Source organism: Leyella stercorea, assembly GCF_021531355.1.
Classification (GTDB): domain Bacteria; phylum Bacteroidota; class Bacteroidia; order Bacteroidales; family Bacteroidaceae; genus Prevotella.
On record NZ_JADYTS010000071.1, the window covers coordinates 1 to 14,468 of the forward strand.

10 protein-coding genes and 1 pseudogene are annotated in these 14,468 nt (G+C 47.2%); 7 read left to right on the plus strand and 4 right to left on the minus strand.

Going from position 1 to position 14,468, the window contains the following annotated elements; genetic code table 11:
• Positions 1-33: 33 nt before the first annotated feature.
• On the minus strand, positions 34-1,377 hold the full coding sequence (locus I6E38_RS12190; RefSeq protein ID WP_407936658.1) for a TolC family protein: 1,344 nt from the start codon (positions 1,375-1,377) through the stop codon (positions 34-36).
• A 299-nt stretch (positions 1,378-1,676) separates the two neighbouring features.
• Positions 1,677-2,279, minus strand: a complete 603-nt coding sequence (locus tag I6E38_RS12195) for a riboflavin synthase (protein ID WP_235394247.1) — start codon at positions 2,277-2,279, stop codon at positions 1,677-1,679.
• A 504-nt stretch (positions 2,280-2,783) separates the two neighbouring features.
• Here I6E38_RS12195 and I6E38_RS12200 point away from each other — a divergent pair.
• The 3 genes and pseudogenes from I6E38_RS12200 to I6E38_RS12210 all read left to right on the plus strand — a co-directional run bounded on the left by I6E38_RS12200 (position 2,784) and on the right by I6E38_RS12210 (position 5,836).
• Complete coding sequence (locus tag I6E38_RS12200) at positions 2,784-2,993, plus strand: DUF4492 domain-containing protein (protein WP_235394248.1); 210 nt, start codon at positions 2,784-2,786, stop codon at positions 2,991-2,993.
• A 63-nt stretch (positions 2,994-3,056) separates the two neighbouring features.
• On the plus strand, positions 3,057-4,628 hold the full coding sequence (locus I6E38_RS12205) for a cytochrome ubiquinol oxidase subunit I (RefSeq protein ID WP_235394249.1): 1,572 nt from the start codon (positions 3,057-3,059) through the stop codon (positions 4,626-4,628).
• A 48-nt stretch (positions 4,629-4,676) separates the two neighbouring features.
• Positions 4,677-5,836, plus strand: a pseudogene (locus I6E38_RS12210) (cytochrome d ubiquinol oxidase subunit II).
• A 43-nt stretch (positions 5,837-5,879) separates the two neighbouring features.
• Here the strand turns inward: I6E38_RS12210 and I6E38_RS12215 are convergent.
• On the minus strand, positions 5,880-6,845 hold the full coding sequence (locus I6E38_RS12215; protein WP_235394250.1) for an SPFH domain-containing protein: 966 nt from the start codon (positions 6,843-6,845) through the stop codon (positions 5,880-5,882).
• Between the two features lie 297 nt (positions 6,846-7,142).
• Between I6E38_RS12215 and I6E38_RS12220 the strand changes: the two genes are divergently transcribed.
• From I6E38_RS12220 to I6E38_RS12230, 3 genes are read left to right on the plus strand one after another with little or no spacing between them, the layout of a single operon-like run.
• Complete coding sequence (locus tag I6E38_RS12220; protein ID WP_407936659.1) at positions 7,143-8,054, plus strand: metallophosphoesterase; 912 nt, start codon at positions 7,143-7,145, stop codon at positions 8,052-8,054.
• Positions 8,055-8,087: 33 nt separating this feature from the next.
• Positions 8,088-10,874: a TonB-dependent receptor gene (locus I6E38_RS12225; RefSeq protein ID WP_235394252.1), complete on the plus strand. Its 2,787-nt coding sequence runs from the start codon at positions 8,088-8,090 to the stop codon at positions 10,872-10,874.
• A gap of 5 nt (positions 10,875-10,879) precedes the next feature.
• On the plus strand, positions 10,880-12,259 hold the full coding sequence (locus I6E38_RS12230) for a hypothetical protein (RefSeq protein WP_235394253.1): 1,380 nt from the start codon (positions 10,880-10,882) through the stop codon (positions 12,257-12,259).
• 102 nt (positions 12,260-12,361) lie between these two features.
• Here I6E38_RS12230 and I6E38_RS12235 read toward each other — a convergent pair whose 3' ends face one another.
• Complete coding sequence (locus I6E38_RS12235) at positions 12,362-13,288, minus strand: tyrosine-type recombinase/integrase (RefSeq protein WP_235394254.1); 927 nt, start codon at positions 13,286-13,288, stop codon at positions 12,362-12,364.
• A 94-nt stretch (positions 13,289-13,382) separates the two neighbouring features.
• Between I6E38_RS12235 and I6E38_RS15470 the strand changes: the two genes are divergently transcribed.
• Complete coding sequence (locus I6E38_RS15470) at positions 13,383-14,375, plus strand: restriction endonuclease subunit S (protein WP_369681309.1); 993 nt, start codon at positions 13,383-13,385, stop codon at positions 14,373-14,375.
• The last annotated feature ends 93 nt before the right edge of the window (positions 14,376-14,468 follow it).

Here is a 14,468-nt window from a genome sequence, read left to right on the forward strand (position 1 = left end):
GTTTGGGAGGGGTTAGGGGTGGGGCTTTCTTTTTTATTTTATCTCTCCAGTCTTGTAGAACTCCAGCATGTTTAGGTTGAGAATAGCAAGATACTTGCTCTGCAATTCGTTTTGTTGTGCCTGCAGAAGGTTGTTCTTGCCGGTCATGAGTTCAACGATGTTCTTGAGTCCCTGCTTGAACTGTTCCGACAGCAGTTCGTAGCTTGCCTGAGCGCTCTCAGTCGAAATGCGTGCTGCCTTGAATTTGTTTTGATTTGTCACCGCCTGCAACCAGTAGTTCTCAACGGTAGAGTATAGAGTGGTCTGCTTGTCCTGCAAGTCGAGCAGATAGTTCTGCTTCTGAATCATAGCCTTGTTGACGGCAGTCTTGGTCTGACGATTGTCAAACAGCGGAATGCTTACAGTCACGCCACCGCCCACGGTGAAGTTGTTCTTGAGCTGCGAACCCCAAGTATTGTTGCTCATTGACGAAGTGTTGGTTGATAGTCCGGCACTCAGTCCGATTGTAGGCAGCTTGCCTGCCTTGGCAATCTTTACGCTCAGGTCGCTGCTTTCGATGCCCAACATTGCGTTCTTTATCTCCGGACGCTGCTCTATGGATGCTGTGTATACGTCGTTGAGTGCCGGAACTGTGGCAAGAGCCATCTCGTCGGTAGTGGAAGGAATGGCAATGTCAAACTCTTCGTCGTTGGTAATCTGGAGCAGTTGTTTGAGCTGTCGCTTGTAGTTGCGCAGATTGCTCTCAGCCTCAACTATGCTGTACTCGTCCTGGGCTCGCTGTGCGGTAAGCTGTGCAAGGTCAGCCTTGCTCATCTTGCCAACATTCACCATAGTCTTGCCGCGCTCCTCGTTGGTCTGACTCGTCTTCAGGCTCTCCTTGCTCACGTTTATAGCCTCGTTGGAGTAGAGAATCTGAACATACAGTTGTGCTATCTGCTCCAGCACACTGTTGGCAGTAACGGCAGAGTCGAGCTTTGCCTGCTCGGCAGTAAGCTTGTTGAGCTTAACGGTGTTCTGGTTCTTGTTGCCGTTCCATACGGTCCAGTTGCCCATCAGCGAGTAAGAACCGTTGTAGTAGACCTTGTCTACCTTCGACTGCACCTTGTTGCCAGCAATCATAGCCGACCCTTTCTCGGGCCAGGGATTGTACGACACATTCTGCGATGTCGACAGGCTGAGCGACGGCAGCAGTGCCGACTGGCTCTGCTTCACATCCTCAAGAGCAGAATATTCTTGAAGTTTGGCTTTCTGGAGTTGAATGTTGTTGGCAATGGCATAGTTGATGCAATCCTTCAGCGACCATTGTCGTGCCATACATTCTGTAGACATTGACAGCAGGAAAAGTCCTGCCAGGCAAGTCATCCCAATCTTTCTCATAATAAATGTGGTTTTGTTAATGTTTTCTGAATCTTAATCTCTATAACTCTCTCTCTTTGTCTATTTCTGATTATTGGATGTATTAGGTTGTGGAAAAGTTTATTAGGAGTGTGGTATATTAACATTTATTGGGGAAGTAAGAAAAAAAAGCCTCTCCCCCTGCCCCTCCCCCGTAGGGAGGGGAGTGAATAGCATTACTATTTGAGGATTTAGCTGATTGTATGTAACAAACGTTGCATATCACTCCCCTCCTTACGGGGGAGTGGTCGGGGGTAGGGCTGGGGACTGGGTAGTTTTTCTTACTTCAACTGCTGCAAGCGTGCAATGTACTTGCCCAGAATATCGAATTCGATATTAACTGTTGTGCCTACGCTGATGTTGCAGAAGTTGGTGTTGTCGTGGGTGTAGGGAATGATTGCCACGGTGAATGAATTCTCAGTAGGGTTGCACACTGTCAGCGAAACGCCGTTGACCGTAACCGAGCCTTTGTCTACGGTGAAGTATCCGCGCTCAGCCATAGCCTTGTCAAACTCATACTCGAATGTATAATAAGTCGAACCGTCGGCATCGCGCATGTCGATACACTTGGCTGTGCCGTCTACATGACCCTGCACTATGTGTCCGTCGAGTCTGCCGTTCATTATCATCGAGCGCTCCACGTTCACCTTGTCGCCCACCTTAAGCAGTCCGAGGTTGGAGCGGTCGAGCGTCTCTTTCATTGCTGTCACTGTGTAGTTGTCGCCTTCCATAGACACAACGGTCAGGCAAACGCCATTATGAGCTACGCTCTGGTCGATTTTCAGTTCGTTAGCGAACGAGCATGTCAACGTGAAGTCCACATTCTCCTTGTCGTTTTTGATGGCAACGACAGTAGCCATTTCTTCTACTATACCGGAAAACATATTTTCTTTTTGTTATTTGATTTTATTATTTTGATGTAAAGTTAAGCTAAATTGCAGAAAACACCAAATATTTATATAAATAAAAAAGGTGCAACGAACCGTTATGTATCGTTGCACCATTTGGTATTTTAAAAACAGGTCGCCCAGTGATGTGATGAAACTCCGAGTATACAAGATTTGAGAGCTCTCCGCCTTTGTAATCCACCGGCTTTACAGCTTAGTCCACTGAGGGTTTTATATGGCCCGCCATTGGCAAAAGAAGTCTTCTCGGTTTCGATTTTTTTATTGATGAGTATCCCGATCAAACTGGCACGACCCGTATGTCTTTCTGTTTCGTAGTGCAAAGTTACTATTTTCATGCGATACGACAAAATGTTTATGACATAAGTTTATAGTTGTTGTATTTTTTCATTATTTTAATAAACAACTAAAAGGATAATTTCATATCTTTGCAAAAGATTACTAATCTGTAAAGATTACAACCTTTAAAAACTTATTATGTCTATGACCGATATATTATATAAGGTGTACCGTTTCTATGTAGACGGATTTCGCAGTATGACTGTAGGGCGTGTGCTTTGGACTGTCATACTCATCAAGCTCGCTGTCATATTCCTTGTGCTCAAGCTGTTCTTCTTTCCCGATGTGCTCAAGCAGAAGGCTGGGGATGGTGACCGTGCTGGATATGTGGCACGCGAACTCATAGAGCGTTGACACAAGCCATACGTGTAGAATTGTTCAATTTAAATTTCCAATAACTATTAACTTTTTTAGCTTATGAATCATCTGCTTACCATCGACCCTACGCTTATCGACTGGTCGCGTGCCCAATTTGCGCTTACAGCCATCTATCATTGGCTGTTTGTGCCGCTCACGCTTGGACTGGCCGTAATAATGGGCATTATCGAGACTATCTATTATCGCACCGGCAAGCCCTTCTGGCTGGAGGCTTCTAAGTTCTGGCAGCGTCTGTTTGGTGTCAACTTTGCTATGGGTGTTGCTACGGGCATCATCCTGGAGTTTGAGTTTGGCACCAACTGGAGCAACTACTCCTGGTTTGTCGGCGACATATTCGGTGCTCCCCTTGCCGTAGAGGGCATTGTGGCGTTCTTCATGGAAAGCACATTCGTGGCTGTCATGTTCTTCGGATGGCAGAAGGTGTCGCGCGGATTCCATCTTGCTTCCACATGGCTTACGGGCATAGGAGCCACTATTTCGGCTTGGTGGATTCTCGTGGCAAATTCGTGGATGCAGTATCCCGTAGGTTGCGAGTTCAATCCCGACACCGTGCGCAATGAGATGACGAGCTTTGCCGAAGTGGCGTTGTCGCCCATGGCTATCGACAAGTTTTTCCATACAGTCATTTCATCGTGGATAGTTGGTGCCGTGTTTGTGTGTGCCGTCAGCTGCTGGTATCTGTTGCGAGGTCGCGAGCAGCAGCTTGCCCGACAGAGCATCAAGATTGCAAGTATCGTGGGCATTGTTGCCTCGCTGTTGGCAATACATACGGGTCACTCGTCGGCTGTGAAGGTGGCAGAGGTGCAACCAATGAAACTTGCTGCCATGGAGGGACTGTACGATGGAGGCAATGGAGTAGGGCTGACTATGGTGGCAGCCATCAATCCATTCTCGCAGCCCGATTATGCCAAGGGAGGTGAGGCACCGCTGCGCATAGCTATGCCTAATGGACTGTCGCTGCTTGCTACAAGTACGTTCGACGGTTATGTGCCTGGCGTAAACGATATACTCAATGGCTATACACGCCCTGACGGAAAGCGCGAACTTTCGGCTGAGGAGAAGATGCAGCGTGGACGCAAAGCCATAACGGCTCTTGCCGAATACCGCAAACTGAAGGCTACTGATGCCAACGACAAGCGTCTGCCCCAACTTGCCTCACAGCTTCAGAAGGACATGCCTTACTTCGGATATGGCTACATAAAGGACCGTGCCGAACTGGTGCCTTACATTCCCGTCAACTTCTATGCATTCCGCGTCATGGTTGGTGTGGGCATGTTGCTGCTGTTGTTCTTCCTCGTCATAGGTCATGTGGCATGGCGTCAGGACATCACCAAGCGTGGACGTTGGTTGTGGATGGCTGCCTTGCTGATGCTTCCGCTTGCATATATAGCGAGCGAGGCAGGATGGATTGTTGCAGAACTCGGCCGTCAGCCATGGGCCATTCAGGACATGTTGCCTACTGTAGCAGCCGTATCCGACCTTAAGTCGGGCAGCGTAGCACTCACGTTCTTCATCTTCCTCATTCTGTTCACACTCCTGCTCATTGCCGAGATAAGGATAATGTGCCGTGTGATAAAGAACTATAAGCCGCAAATCGAATCGGCTGATTAATTTCAATACTCAGCATTTAACATTCAACATTCAACACTCAACATTCTTATGAGCTATACATTTCTTCAACAATACTGGTGGTTTGTAGTGTCGCTGCTCGGCGCATTGCTCGTATTTCTGCTCTTCGTGCAGGGTGCCAACTCGCTTGTCTACAGTCTTGGTCGCACAGAGGAGGGACAACTTAAGGTGATAGAATCCACCGGTCGCAAGTGGGAGATAACCTTCACCACACTCGTAACCTTCGGCGGAGCCTTCTTCGCCTCGTTCCCATTGTTCTACAGCACCAGCTTTGGCGGAGCCTACTGGCTGTGGATGATAATACTCTTCTCGTTTGTGCTGCAGGCGGTGAGTTATGAGTTCCAGCATCGTAAGGGCAATCTGCTGGGCACTCGCACATATCGTTGGTTTCTCGTGCTGAACGGCATTGTTGGTCCACTCTTGTTGGGTGGGGCAGTAGCCACGTTCTTCGACGGTTCCAACTTCATTGTCGAGAAGGCATCGCTTACAGACATTGGTGCTCCTGTCATAAGCCGTTGGGCTAATGCTTCGGCAGGACTCGATGCTCTGCTTGACCCGTGGAATCTTGTATTCGGATTTGCCGTAATGTTTCTGGCACGTATGCTTGGCATACTGTATATAATAAATAATGTGGACGATGAGGACATACGCTCGCGTGGCTCGGTAAGACTCATTGGCTGCACGGTACCGTTCCTCGTATTGTTCCTGGCGTTCTTTGTGCGTACATTGCTCAAGGACGGCTATGCAGTCGACCCGGCTACGGGACTGGTGTTTATGCAACCGATGAAGTATCTGCACAACTATCTCGACATTTGGCCCTTGGCTGTGCTCACCGTTATAGGCGTTGTGCTGTTGCTTTATGGCGTTGTGCGCACTATTCTCAGCTCTACATATATACGCGGTATATGGCCGGCAGGAATAGGAGTTGTGTTGGTAGTATTGTCGCTGTTGCTTGTGGCAGGGTGGGGCGACACCGCCTACTATCCTTCAAATGCCGATCTGCAATGCTCGTTGACAATAGCCAACAGTTGCAGTAGCGAGTTCACGCTGCGCACCATGTTCTACGTCTCGCTGCTCGTGCCCTTCGTGTTCGGCTATATAGCCTACGTGTGGCGTGTGATGGACAGAAAATAAAAATAGATAAGGGACAAAGCCCCAATACCAACGCCTATAATTGCAGGCAATGTTGATATTGCGGCTTCGCCCCTTTTATTGATATCATTTAGCTCTTGCTTAATGGTTTAAGGTTCCAGTGTTTACAACGGGCTGAGCCGAATCGTCTCCACAAAGCACTACCAGCAGGTTGCTCACCATAGCCGCCTTCTTGTCGTCGTCGAGCTCGACAATATCCTCGCTACTCAGTTTGTCGAGAGCCATCTTAACCATCGATACAGCACCCTCTACAATCTTCTCGCGAGCTGAGATGATAGCGTCTGCCTGCTGGCGACGAAGCATAACGGCAGCTATCTCTGGGGCATAAGCCAGGTAGTTTATGCGAGCCTCTACCACTTCTATGCCAGCCATGCTCAGTCGTTCGTCAAGCTTTTCCTCAAGTTGCTTGTTTATCTCGTCGGCACCGTCGCGCAGAGTAAGCTCCTTGTTGTCCGACTCATTATTGTCGTAAGCATACAGACCTGCCACCTGACGAAGTGCGGCATCGCTCTGTGTCTTGACGAATTTCTCGAATGCGCGCATCACGTTCGACACGTTAGTGCCAACTTGCTGTGCCGTTCCGCTCTGTGCCATTGTCTGCGAATCGATTTCAAACATTGCCTTGTAGGTATCCTTTATTTTCCATACAAGCACCAAGCCTATCATCACTGGGTTGCCTGTCTTGTCATTAACCTTTATAGGTTCGGCATCGAGGTTGCGTGCACGCAACGACAACTTCTTGGTATTGATAAATGGATTGACCCATGAGTAGCCTACCTTAGTAAAGGTTCCTTTATATTCTCCGAAGAACATCATTACACGTGCCTCGCCTGGCTCAAGCATAACAAAGCCGCCCCAAACAAAGAATGTAGACACAAGCACTACTGCACCTATACCTATAAGCAGCCCCTTCAACACCTCGTTGGGCTCCTGAAGTATGCCCATTACTATCAATGCTATACTTAACAACGTCAACAGAATGTTGGCAAAAAGCATTGTGAAGCCACCAAGCGTAGCACCTTTAAACTGAAATTCCTTGTTCTCCATAATTGTAGTTTTTATTATTAGATATTGTACAAATGATTATTTACATCGTTTAGACATAACAAATGTAAAGAAAAGAAATGATATAACAATATAAAATCATAGTTTTTCTTATATGTTTAACACATTCTACAAACAACATACCTTCTTAAACATTCTGTAATCTTATTGCAACAAGCGTTGCCTACCTTTGCACCGCGTAAGACATAAAACAGGTATAACATATTATAAAAGTATTACAGAATGAATTTTATCAAAACTCTCGGTAAGCGCACAGCTACCGTTCTGGCAGCGACCTTCATGTTGCTTGGCTGCTTGCAGTTGCAAGCACAAACCCCTAAGGAATGGAAACGACTTAAAGGTGACGTTACGCTCTACATGGCAAACGACCTTGGACGCAACGGCTACTACGATCAGAAGCCCATAGCCGAGCTGATGGGACACATGGCTGAGACAACGGGTATGGAGTGTGTGCTTGCCGTGGGCGACATACATCATTTCAACGGTGTAGCTTCGGTCAACGACCCTCTGTGGACTACCAACTATGAGCTGGTCTATTCGCATCCCGAACTCATGCTCGACTGGTTTCCGGTGCTTGGCAATCATGAGTATCGTGGCAACACACAGGCTGTGCTCGACTACGGCAAGGTGAGCCGCCGCTGGGTGATGCCTGCCCGCTATTATACTAAGGTGTTTGAGAGAAAAGGCACAACCATTCGAATAGTCTTCCTCGACACAACTCCACTGGTAGACCGCTATCGTGAGAACAACACTAAATATCCCGATGCTTGCATGCAAGACCCACAGGCGCAGCTCGACTGGCTTGACCGCACATTGAAGTCGGCTAAGGAGGATTGGGTTGTCGTAGTGGGCCATCATCCTATCTATGCCTACACCACAAAGGCTGAATATGAGCGTACCGACATGCAGAAGAACGTGATGCCGATACTTCATAAATACAATAATGTGGCTATATATGCTTGCGGACACATCCACAACTTCCAGCACATACGTATGCCCAACGACAGCATCGACTACGTTGTCAACTCATCTGCCTCGTTGGCTCGTCCCGTAAAGCAGACCACTGGAACCGTGTTCTGCTCGTCGGCCGACGGATTCTCTATCATCTCTGCTACAAAGGATAAGTTGAGAATGTCGATGATCGACAAGGACGGAAAGGTGATACATACTATCGAAAAGCTAAAGAAGTAAAAGTCTCAACGACTCCATAATTCAATAACATATATGAAACAGTTTATACTAAGTGCTGTTCTCATTGCTGCCTCAGCCACTGTTGTCTCAGCCCATACCCTCGACGGCATTGTCAAGGACAACCGTACGGGCGAGCCTCTCATTGGTTCGGTGGTAGAGGTGAAGGAGTTGCCAAGCGTCAAGACTACTACGGGTCTTGACGGATCGTTCACATTGCATGAGTTGCCCGACAAGGGTCGTTACACACTCGTTGTGAGATACATATCGTATAAGACACGTGAGATTCCGGTGGAGGTTTCGGACAAGGGCGTTGTCACCATTACTCTCGATGAAGACCTGCACCAACTTGGCGAGGTGGTGATCAAAGGACATAAGGAATATCATTCCGACCGCAGTGCCATAGACATGGAGAAGACTGCCGGCAACGTGCTTAATGTAATGAGCCAGCAGAGCATACAGCTCTCGCCCGACGTGAATGTGGCAAGTGTGCTGCAACGTGTGTCGGGCGTTACAATGGAGCGTGACGCTTCGGGTGAGGCTTCGTACGCCATACTGCGTGGCATGGACAAGCGCTACAACTATACGCTTGTAAATGGTGTGAAGATACCAAGCCCTGATGACAAGAACCGCTACATACCGCTTAACATATTTCCGTCAGACCTTATGGACCGTCTCGTTGTGTCCAAATCGTTGACTGCTGATATGGAGGGCGATGCGGCTGGTGGCGTTGTGGATATGGTGATGAAGGACGCACCGTCACACTTCCAGATTCAGGCAAATGCAGCTGTAGGCGCAAGCGACTACTTCTGGAAGGACGGCCGCGACTATCTGTCGTCCAATCGTAGCGATTATACTCACAAAGCTCCATACGAAGCCAATGGTGCCAACTATAGGGCTACGACTGCCGACTTCAGTAACGGACCTACACAGATAAGCCGCCACTCTATGCCGGCACCCAACTTCATCGGTGGTCTTTCAATAGGCAACCGCTTCTGGAAAGACCGCATTGGTGTGATGCTTGCGGGCAGCATACAGAACACATTCCGTGGAACAGAGCGCACATACAATTCCGTGAAGATGGCATCAGGCGAACAGGCCATGTACATCTCATCGCTCCAGCACCGCTATTATTCTATACACGACCTTACGGCAGGTGTTCATGCCAAGGTAGACTTGCAGTTGGAGAACAACAAACTTGAGTGGTACAACATGTATGTGCGCACCAACTCGAAGGGCGTGCGCTACAACAACTCTGTCAATACAGAGTATATTTCAAGCGACAGTTACACCCAGGACGATGAGACTCGTTCGCTCTCGCAGACGCAGAGCATCTTTGCTACACACCTTAAGGGTACCCATCATCTTACGAAAGACTTCACTGCTGACTGGGCTGGAATCTTCTCGCAAGCTAAGGCCGAAGACCCCGACCGTGTGTATCTGAGTCTGACCAATACCGTTCAGTCGGCAGATGGAGTGGACGGATCGCTTTGGAGCGGCAACAAGAACATACTGAAGACGCTGCCTAAGAATATGGAACGACGTTTTCAGCACAACACCGATAAGGATAGGGCTGGATACATCAACCTCGCTTACAACTCACAGCTCGGCAACGACATAAATGCTCTGTGGAAAGCCGGTGCACAGTATCGTCGCAAGGAGCGTGGCAACAGATACTACTCGTACAACTTCACTCCTACAGATATTTCGCAGAAACTCGACGGCAACGCTTTAGACCAGTTTGCCTCTATCGACTGGACCTGCAAGACACCATACTCGCAGGCATCACAGCTCAACTATGACTCAAAGGAACACATTGGCGCTGCATACGTCATGACAACCTTGAAGTGCAAATGGGGCGAACTGAACGCTGGCGTACGTGCCGAGCATACCAACCAGATATACACCATGCTACAGAAGTTCCGCAACATGGGACAGGTGGGCGAGCAAAGCTATTGGGACTGGTTGCCGTCGGCATCCATAAAATGGACTCCAACAAAGAAGATGAACGTGCGCCTTTCTTACTACCGCTCAATCAACCGTCCGGGCTTCTACGAGATTGTGCCTTACCAGATTATGGGCGAGGAATATCAGGAGAAGGGTAATCCTAACCTGAAGCGTGCACGCATCGACAATGTCGACTTGCGTTGGGAGTGGTTCCCATCTGCTACCGAGCAGGTGTTGGCTGGCGTGTTCTACAAGTATCTGCAAGACCCAATCGAGCAGGTGTTTGTGGCTGCCGACGGCAAGTTGGGCAGTGGAGCCGATGCTTACTATATGCCCGACAACCTTGGCAACGCCAAGAACTATGGTTTTGAGATTGACGTGGTGAAGTACATACGCCACTTCGGCATCAAGGCCAACTACACCTATACCCACTCAACGATTACCACCACCAAGCGTGAGTATAAGGAAGGCAGCGCCGAGTATAAAACTGGCGTAACGCAGACACGTCCGCTCGTAAATCAGGCTCCACACACAGCCAATCTCTCCCTGCTGTACAAGGACACCAACTACGGATGGAACGCACAGCTTGCTGCATCCTACACAGGTACCAAGCTTGCACTTGTGTCGCCGTTTAAGGATGCCGACCAGTGGGATAAGGCTATGTTCGGACTCGACTTCAGTATGGAGAAGAAGTTCCCTTGCGGCGTATCAGTATTCCTCAAGGCAAATAACCTGCTCGACGCAAAGCGCGAGCGTTATCTCAAGACTGTGAACCAGAGCAACCTTGAATATGAAGGACAGCGCTCTGACAAGACTATTGTAGGAACATATAAATATGGTAGAACATTCCTTATTGGAGTGAGAGTGAAAATGTAAGAAATATGAAATTAATAAACAAAATCGCCTGTTTGCTTGCCGTTGCAGCAACAGCCCTCGTTTCAGCATCGTGCGAGAACGACAACATCAATCCTTATGAGTATAACAACAATGGCGGCAACCAGAACCAAGGTTCTACCGAGGTATTGACGACCAAGATTGCCGAATATCCCGTTGGCTCACTTGTATGGACCAAGGACACAACGCTAACGGAAAGCGTGGAGATACCCGTAGGCACATCGCTCTATATTGAGCCTGGTGTAACCGTAACATGCAAGTCGGATGTGCAGGTGCCTATTGAGATTGTGGTGCTTGGCAATCTCTACTGCATGGGAACTGCCGAGCATCCCGTGACATTCACTTCCGACACAAAGAAGCCTGAGGATTGGGGCGGCATTATCTGCGGATACAACAGCGAGGAGGTTGTGCTCAACCACGTTGATTTGGCTTATGCCGGAGCGACACCTACAGAATCGTCGGCGTCATTCCAAAACCACCTCTTCAAGAGCACCATCGACGGCGGCGTGCCTGCCTTCCACTTCTGCAACGTCAACGGCAAGTTTGTAATGGCAAACTGCTTCATACATGACAACTACAACGACCAGACTTATTTCACAGGAGGTCAGGGCGTGATATACAACTGCATATTTGCCGACAGTGGCAATGCCACAGACGGTGGCGAGGCTATCAACGTTAAGGCGGGTTGCAAACTCGACATTGCCAACAACATAATATACAATGCTTGCACCAATGCCTTCAAATTGTCCAATGCCGGCAACAGCGAGATTATTCCGCTTACACAGCTCGCTGCCTACAACAACACTATCGTAAACTGCGGTTGGCGTCGCGCCAAGAACAAGAAGGGTGGAAGTATCTGGCTTGAGAAGGCTATTGCTCCGACATTTGTCAACAACCTTGTATACGACTGCCGTTTCGGCTTGAAGCAACCTAAAAAGGACGGTGCCGACCTCGAACACTCTACTATAGCTCCCAACTACTATTTCGCTTCTACCGAAACTGGCGTGAAGCAGATGTCGAAGGATGCCGACATGATTATCTGGAACGACAACGACATCAAGAGCAACGTAGCCGGACAGTTTAATCCGCTGTTCAGAAACTTCAAGCAGAGCGATGTGATGAACATCAACTGCGAGATAGACAACGTGCAGAAGGGTGCTCCTCTTCCATTCGACCGCTCGTGGAACTTCAACTTTCAGCAGGGCAGTCAGGCTCTGTCGAATGGCGTCACCAACTTCCAGCGCATCTTCCCCAACGGTCTTGCATTCTTCGGGATGAAGAAAGTGATGTTCCTCGACAACAGCAACGATCAGAACTACTACTTCACTGCTCCAACACCGACAACACAATTCGGTGCAGCACTATAACCAAGCCTTTGTTGGAACCCAAGAAAAGTAAGCGTATCCGTGATAATTGTATTGCGGATACGCTTGCTGCTTTTGATAATAGGTGGTTGCCGTTACAAAGTATTATTTTCCAAGAGACTTGAACATCTTGGTAATGCATTTTTTCTTTTGCTCCATGTTAGGGTGAACATAGAGGTTGAGGGTTGTTGTGATGTTGGCATGACCGAGCAGTACGCTTACTGTCTTGTAGTCGCAGTTGCTTTCAATGCAGCGAGTGGCAAAGCTGTGGCGTAGTCCGTGATATTTCAGCCGAGGAATGTCAAGGCGTTTCATTAGCCGATGATAATAGTTGCGGTAAGTTCGTGGTTCCGTCGGCTTCTCTTCGTTGGTCAACACATAAAAGTCCTCGTTTACCACCTTTTTCAGAGGTTTTACCATAGCCAGAAGTTCTTTGTTCATCGGTATTTCACGGCAAGAGTTCTTTGTCTTGGGCGTGTTGATGACCAACTCTGTGTGCTTGCGTTCGCCCTCCACAATGTAGATGCGCTCAATGGTGCGGTTCACGGTAATTGTGCCGTTGTCGGTGTTGATGTCCGACCATTTCAAGCCACAAATCTCTCCGATACGCAAGCCTGTAGTCAGACTGATATAGATACCGAGGTTGCGGAATGTGAAGTTCTGTTTGATGAAATCGAGGATCTTCTTGTGGTGTGCCACCGTCAGCACCTCAATCTCCTTGTTGGTCTCTGTCGTGGGGTACTTGATGTCCCACTCGCAATAGCTCATCCACTCGTTCTTTACTCCGAACTTCATCACCATTTTCAAGACAATAAGGATATCCTTCACCGTCTTAATGCTTAGACCGCCATTCAGTTTCTGCAAAACGAACTCCTGCACAAGTTTCTCACTCAGAGCCTCACAATCGCCAAATGATGGCAGAATATGGTTCTCCAAAACTAACACATAAGCAGCGTATGTGGACTGCTTAACGTAGCGTTGCTTGTCAATTTTCCAAGCCAACGCAATTTCTCTAATTGTTTTTGTTGTCATTGTAATCCTTAATTTTGAAGGTGTACATAATAATTAGAGAAAATCAATAATTTTAGTCCCAAATCTCAGATTCCCTGAGTTTCAGGGGGAGTGGATTAGTAAAACAATCGGAGATATTGCACCTTTACAAAGAGGTTTTGATTTACCTACAGGGCAAATTTGCAATGGTAAAATTCCAGTAGTTTATAGCAACGGCATCATGAATCATCATTCATCATATAAATGTGTTGCTCCAGGAGTAGTTACAGGTCGTTCTGGCACAATTGGAAAATTTACCTATATCGAAGACGGCTATTATTGGCCTCATAATACTTCATTGTGGGTTACTAACTTTTATGATAATAACCCCAAATTTATATATTACTTATACCAAACAATACGTATTGGGCAATATTCAATGGGGTCGGGAGTTCCTACATTAAATAGAAATAATGTTCATAGACATCAGACATTTATCCCTAAATTGGAAGAGCAAAAGAAAATAGCCACCTTCTTATCCCTTCTTGACGAGCGCATTGCCACTCAAAGCAAAATCATTGACAAGTTGCAGTCTCTAATCAAGGGAATTGGCAAACAACTTTTTATGGATAATCAGAATTGGAGAACAGTAAGGATTGGAGAGCTTTTGCGAATTGGTAATGGCAAAGATTATAAGCATCTTGGTATTGGTAAAATTCCAGTTTATGGTACAGGAGGGCAAATGTTATTAGTCAATGATTACCTTTATGATGGTGAAAGTGTTTGTATTGGAAGAAAAGGAACAATAGATACACCTATGTTTTTGAAGGGTAAATTTTGGACAGTTGACACATTGTTCTACACCTATGATTTCAAAGATGTACTGCCAAAGTTCTGCTATTATCTTTTTCTACAAATCAATTGGAAATTATATAATGAAGGTACAGGAGTGCCAAGTCTATCCAAATCAACAATAGAAAATATTAAAGTAAAAATTCCATCATTGGAACAACAACAAAAAATTTGTTCTGTTTTAGATTGTTATGAGCACAAAACTAAAAGTGAAGAACAAATTTTAGAATTATACCTTTCTGAAAAGCAGTATCTGCTTCGCCAAATGTTCATATAAACATCTGGCGGAGCAAGTATCCTTAATTCCGCAACACTATAATTTAACTTTATTTATAAGTTCCTGAGCAACAAAAAGTTGCCCAGGATTTTG

Coding starts and splice junctions, on each gene's coding strand:
- I6E38_RS12190 (WP_407936658.1), bottom strand. CDS start 1,377: ATGAGAAAGATTGGGATGACTTGCCTGGCAGGACTTTTCCTGCTGTCA.
- I6E38_RS12195 (WP_235394247.1), bottom strand. CDS start 2,279: ATGTTTTCCGGTATAGTAGAAGAAATGGCTACTGTCGTTGCCATCAAA.
- I6E38_RS12200 (WP_235394248.1), top strand. CDS start 2,784: ATGACCGATATATTATATAAGGTGTACCGTTTCTATGTAGACGGATTT.
- I6E38_RS12205 (WP_235394249.1), top strand. CDS start 3,057: ATGAATCATCTGCTTACCATCGACCCTACGCTTATCGACTGGTCGCGT.
- I6E38_RS12215 (WP_235394250.1), bottom strand. CDS start 6,845: ATGGAGAACAAGGAATTTCAGTTTAAAGGTGCTACGCTTGGTGGCTTC.
- I6E38_RS12220 (WP_407936659.1), top strand. CDS start 7,143: ATGTTGCTTGGCTGCTTGCAGTTGCAAGCACAAACCCCTAAGGAATGG.
- I6E38_RS12225 (WP_235394252.1), top strand. CDS start 8,088: ATGAAACAGTTTATACTAAGTGCTGTTCTCATTGCTGCCTCAGCCACT.
- I6E38_RS12230 (WP_235394253.1), top strand. CDS start 10,880: ATGAAATTAATAAACAAAATCGCCTGTTTGCTTGCCGTTGCAGCAACA.
- I6E38_RS12235 (WP_235394254.1), bottom strand. CDS start 13,288: ATGACAACAAAAACAATTAGAGAAATTGCGTTGGCTTGGAAAATTGAC.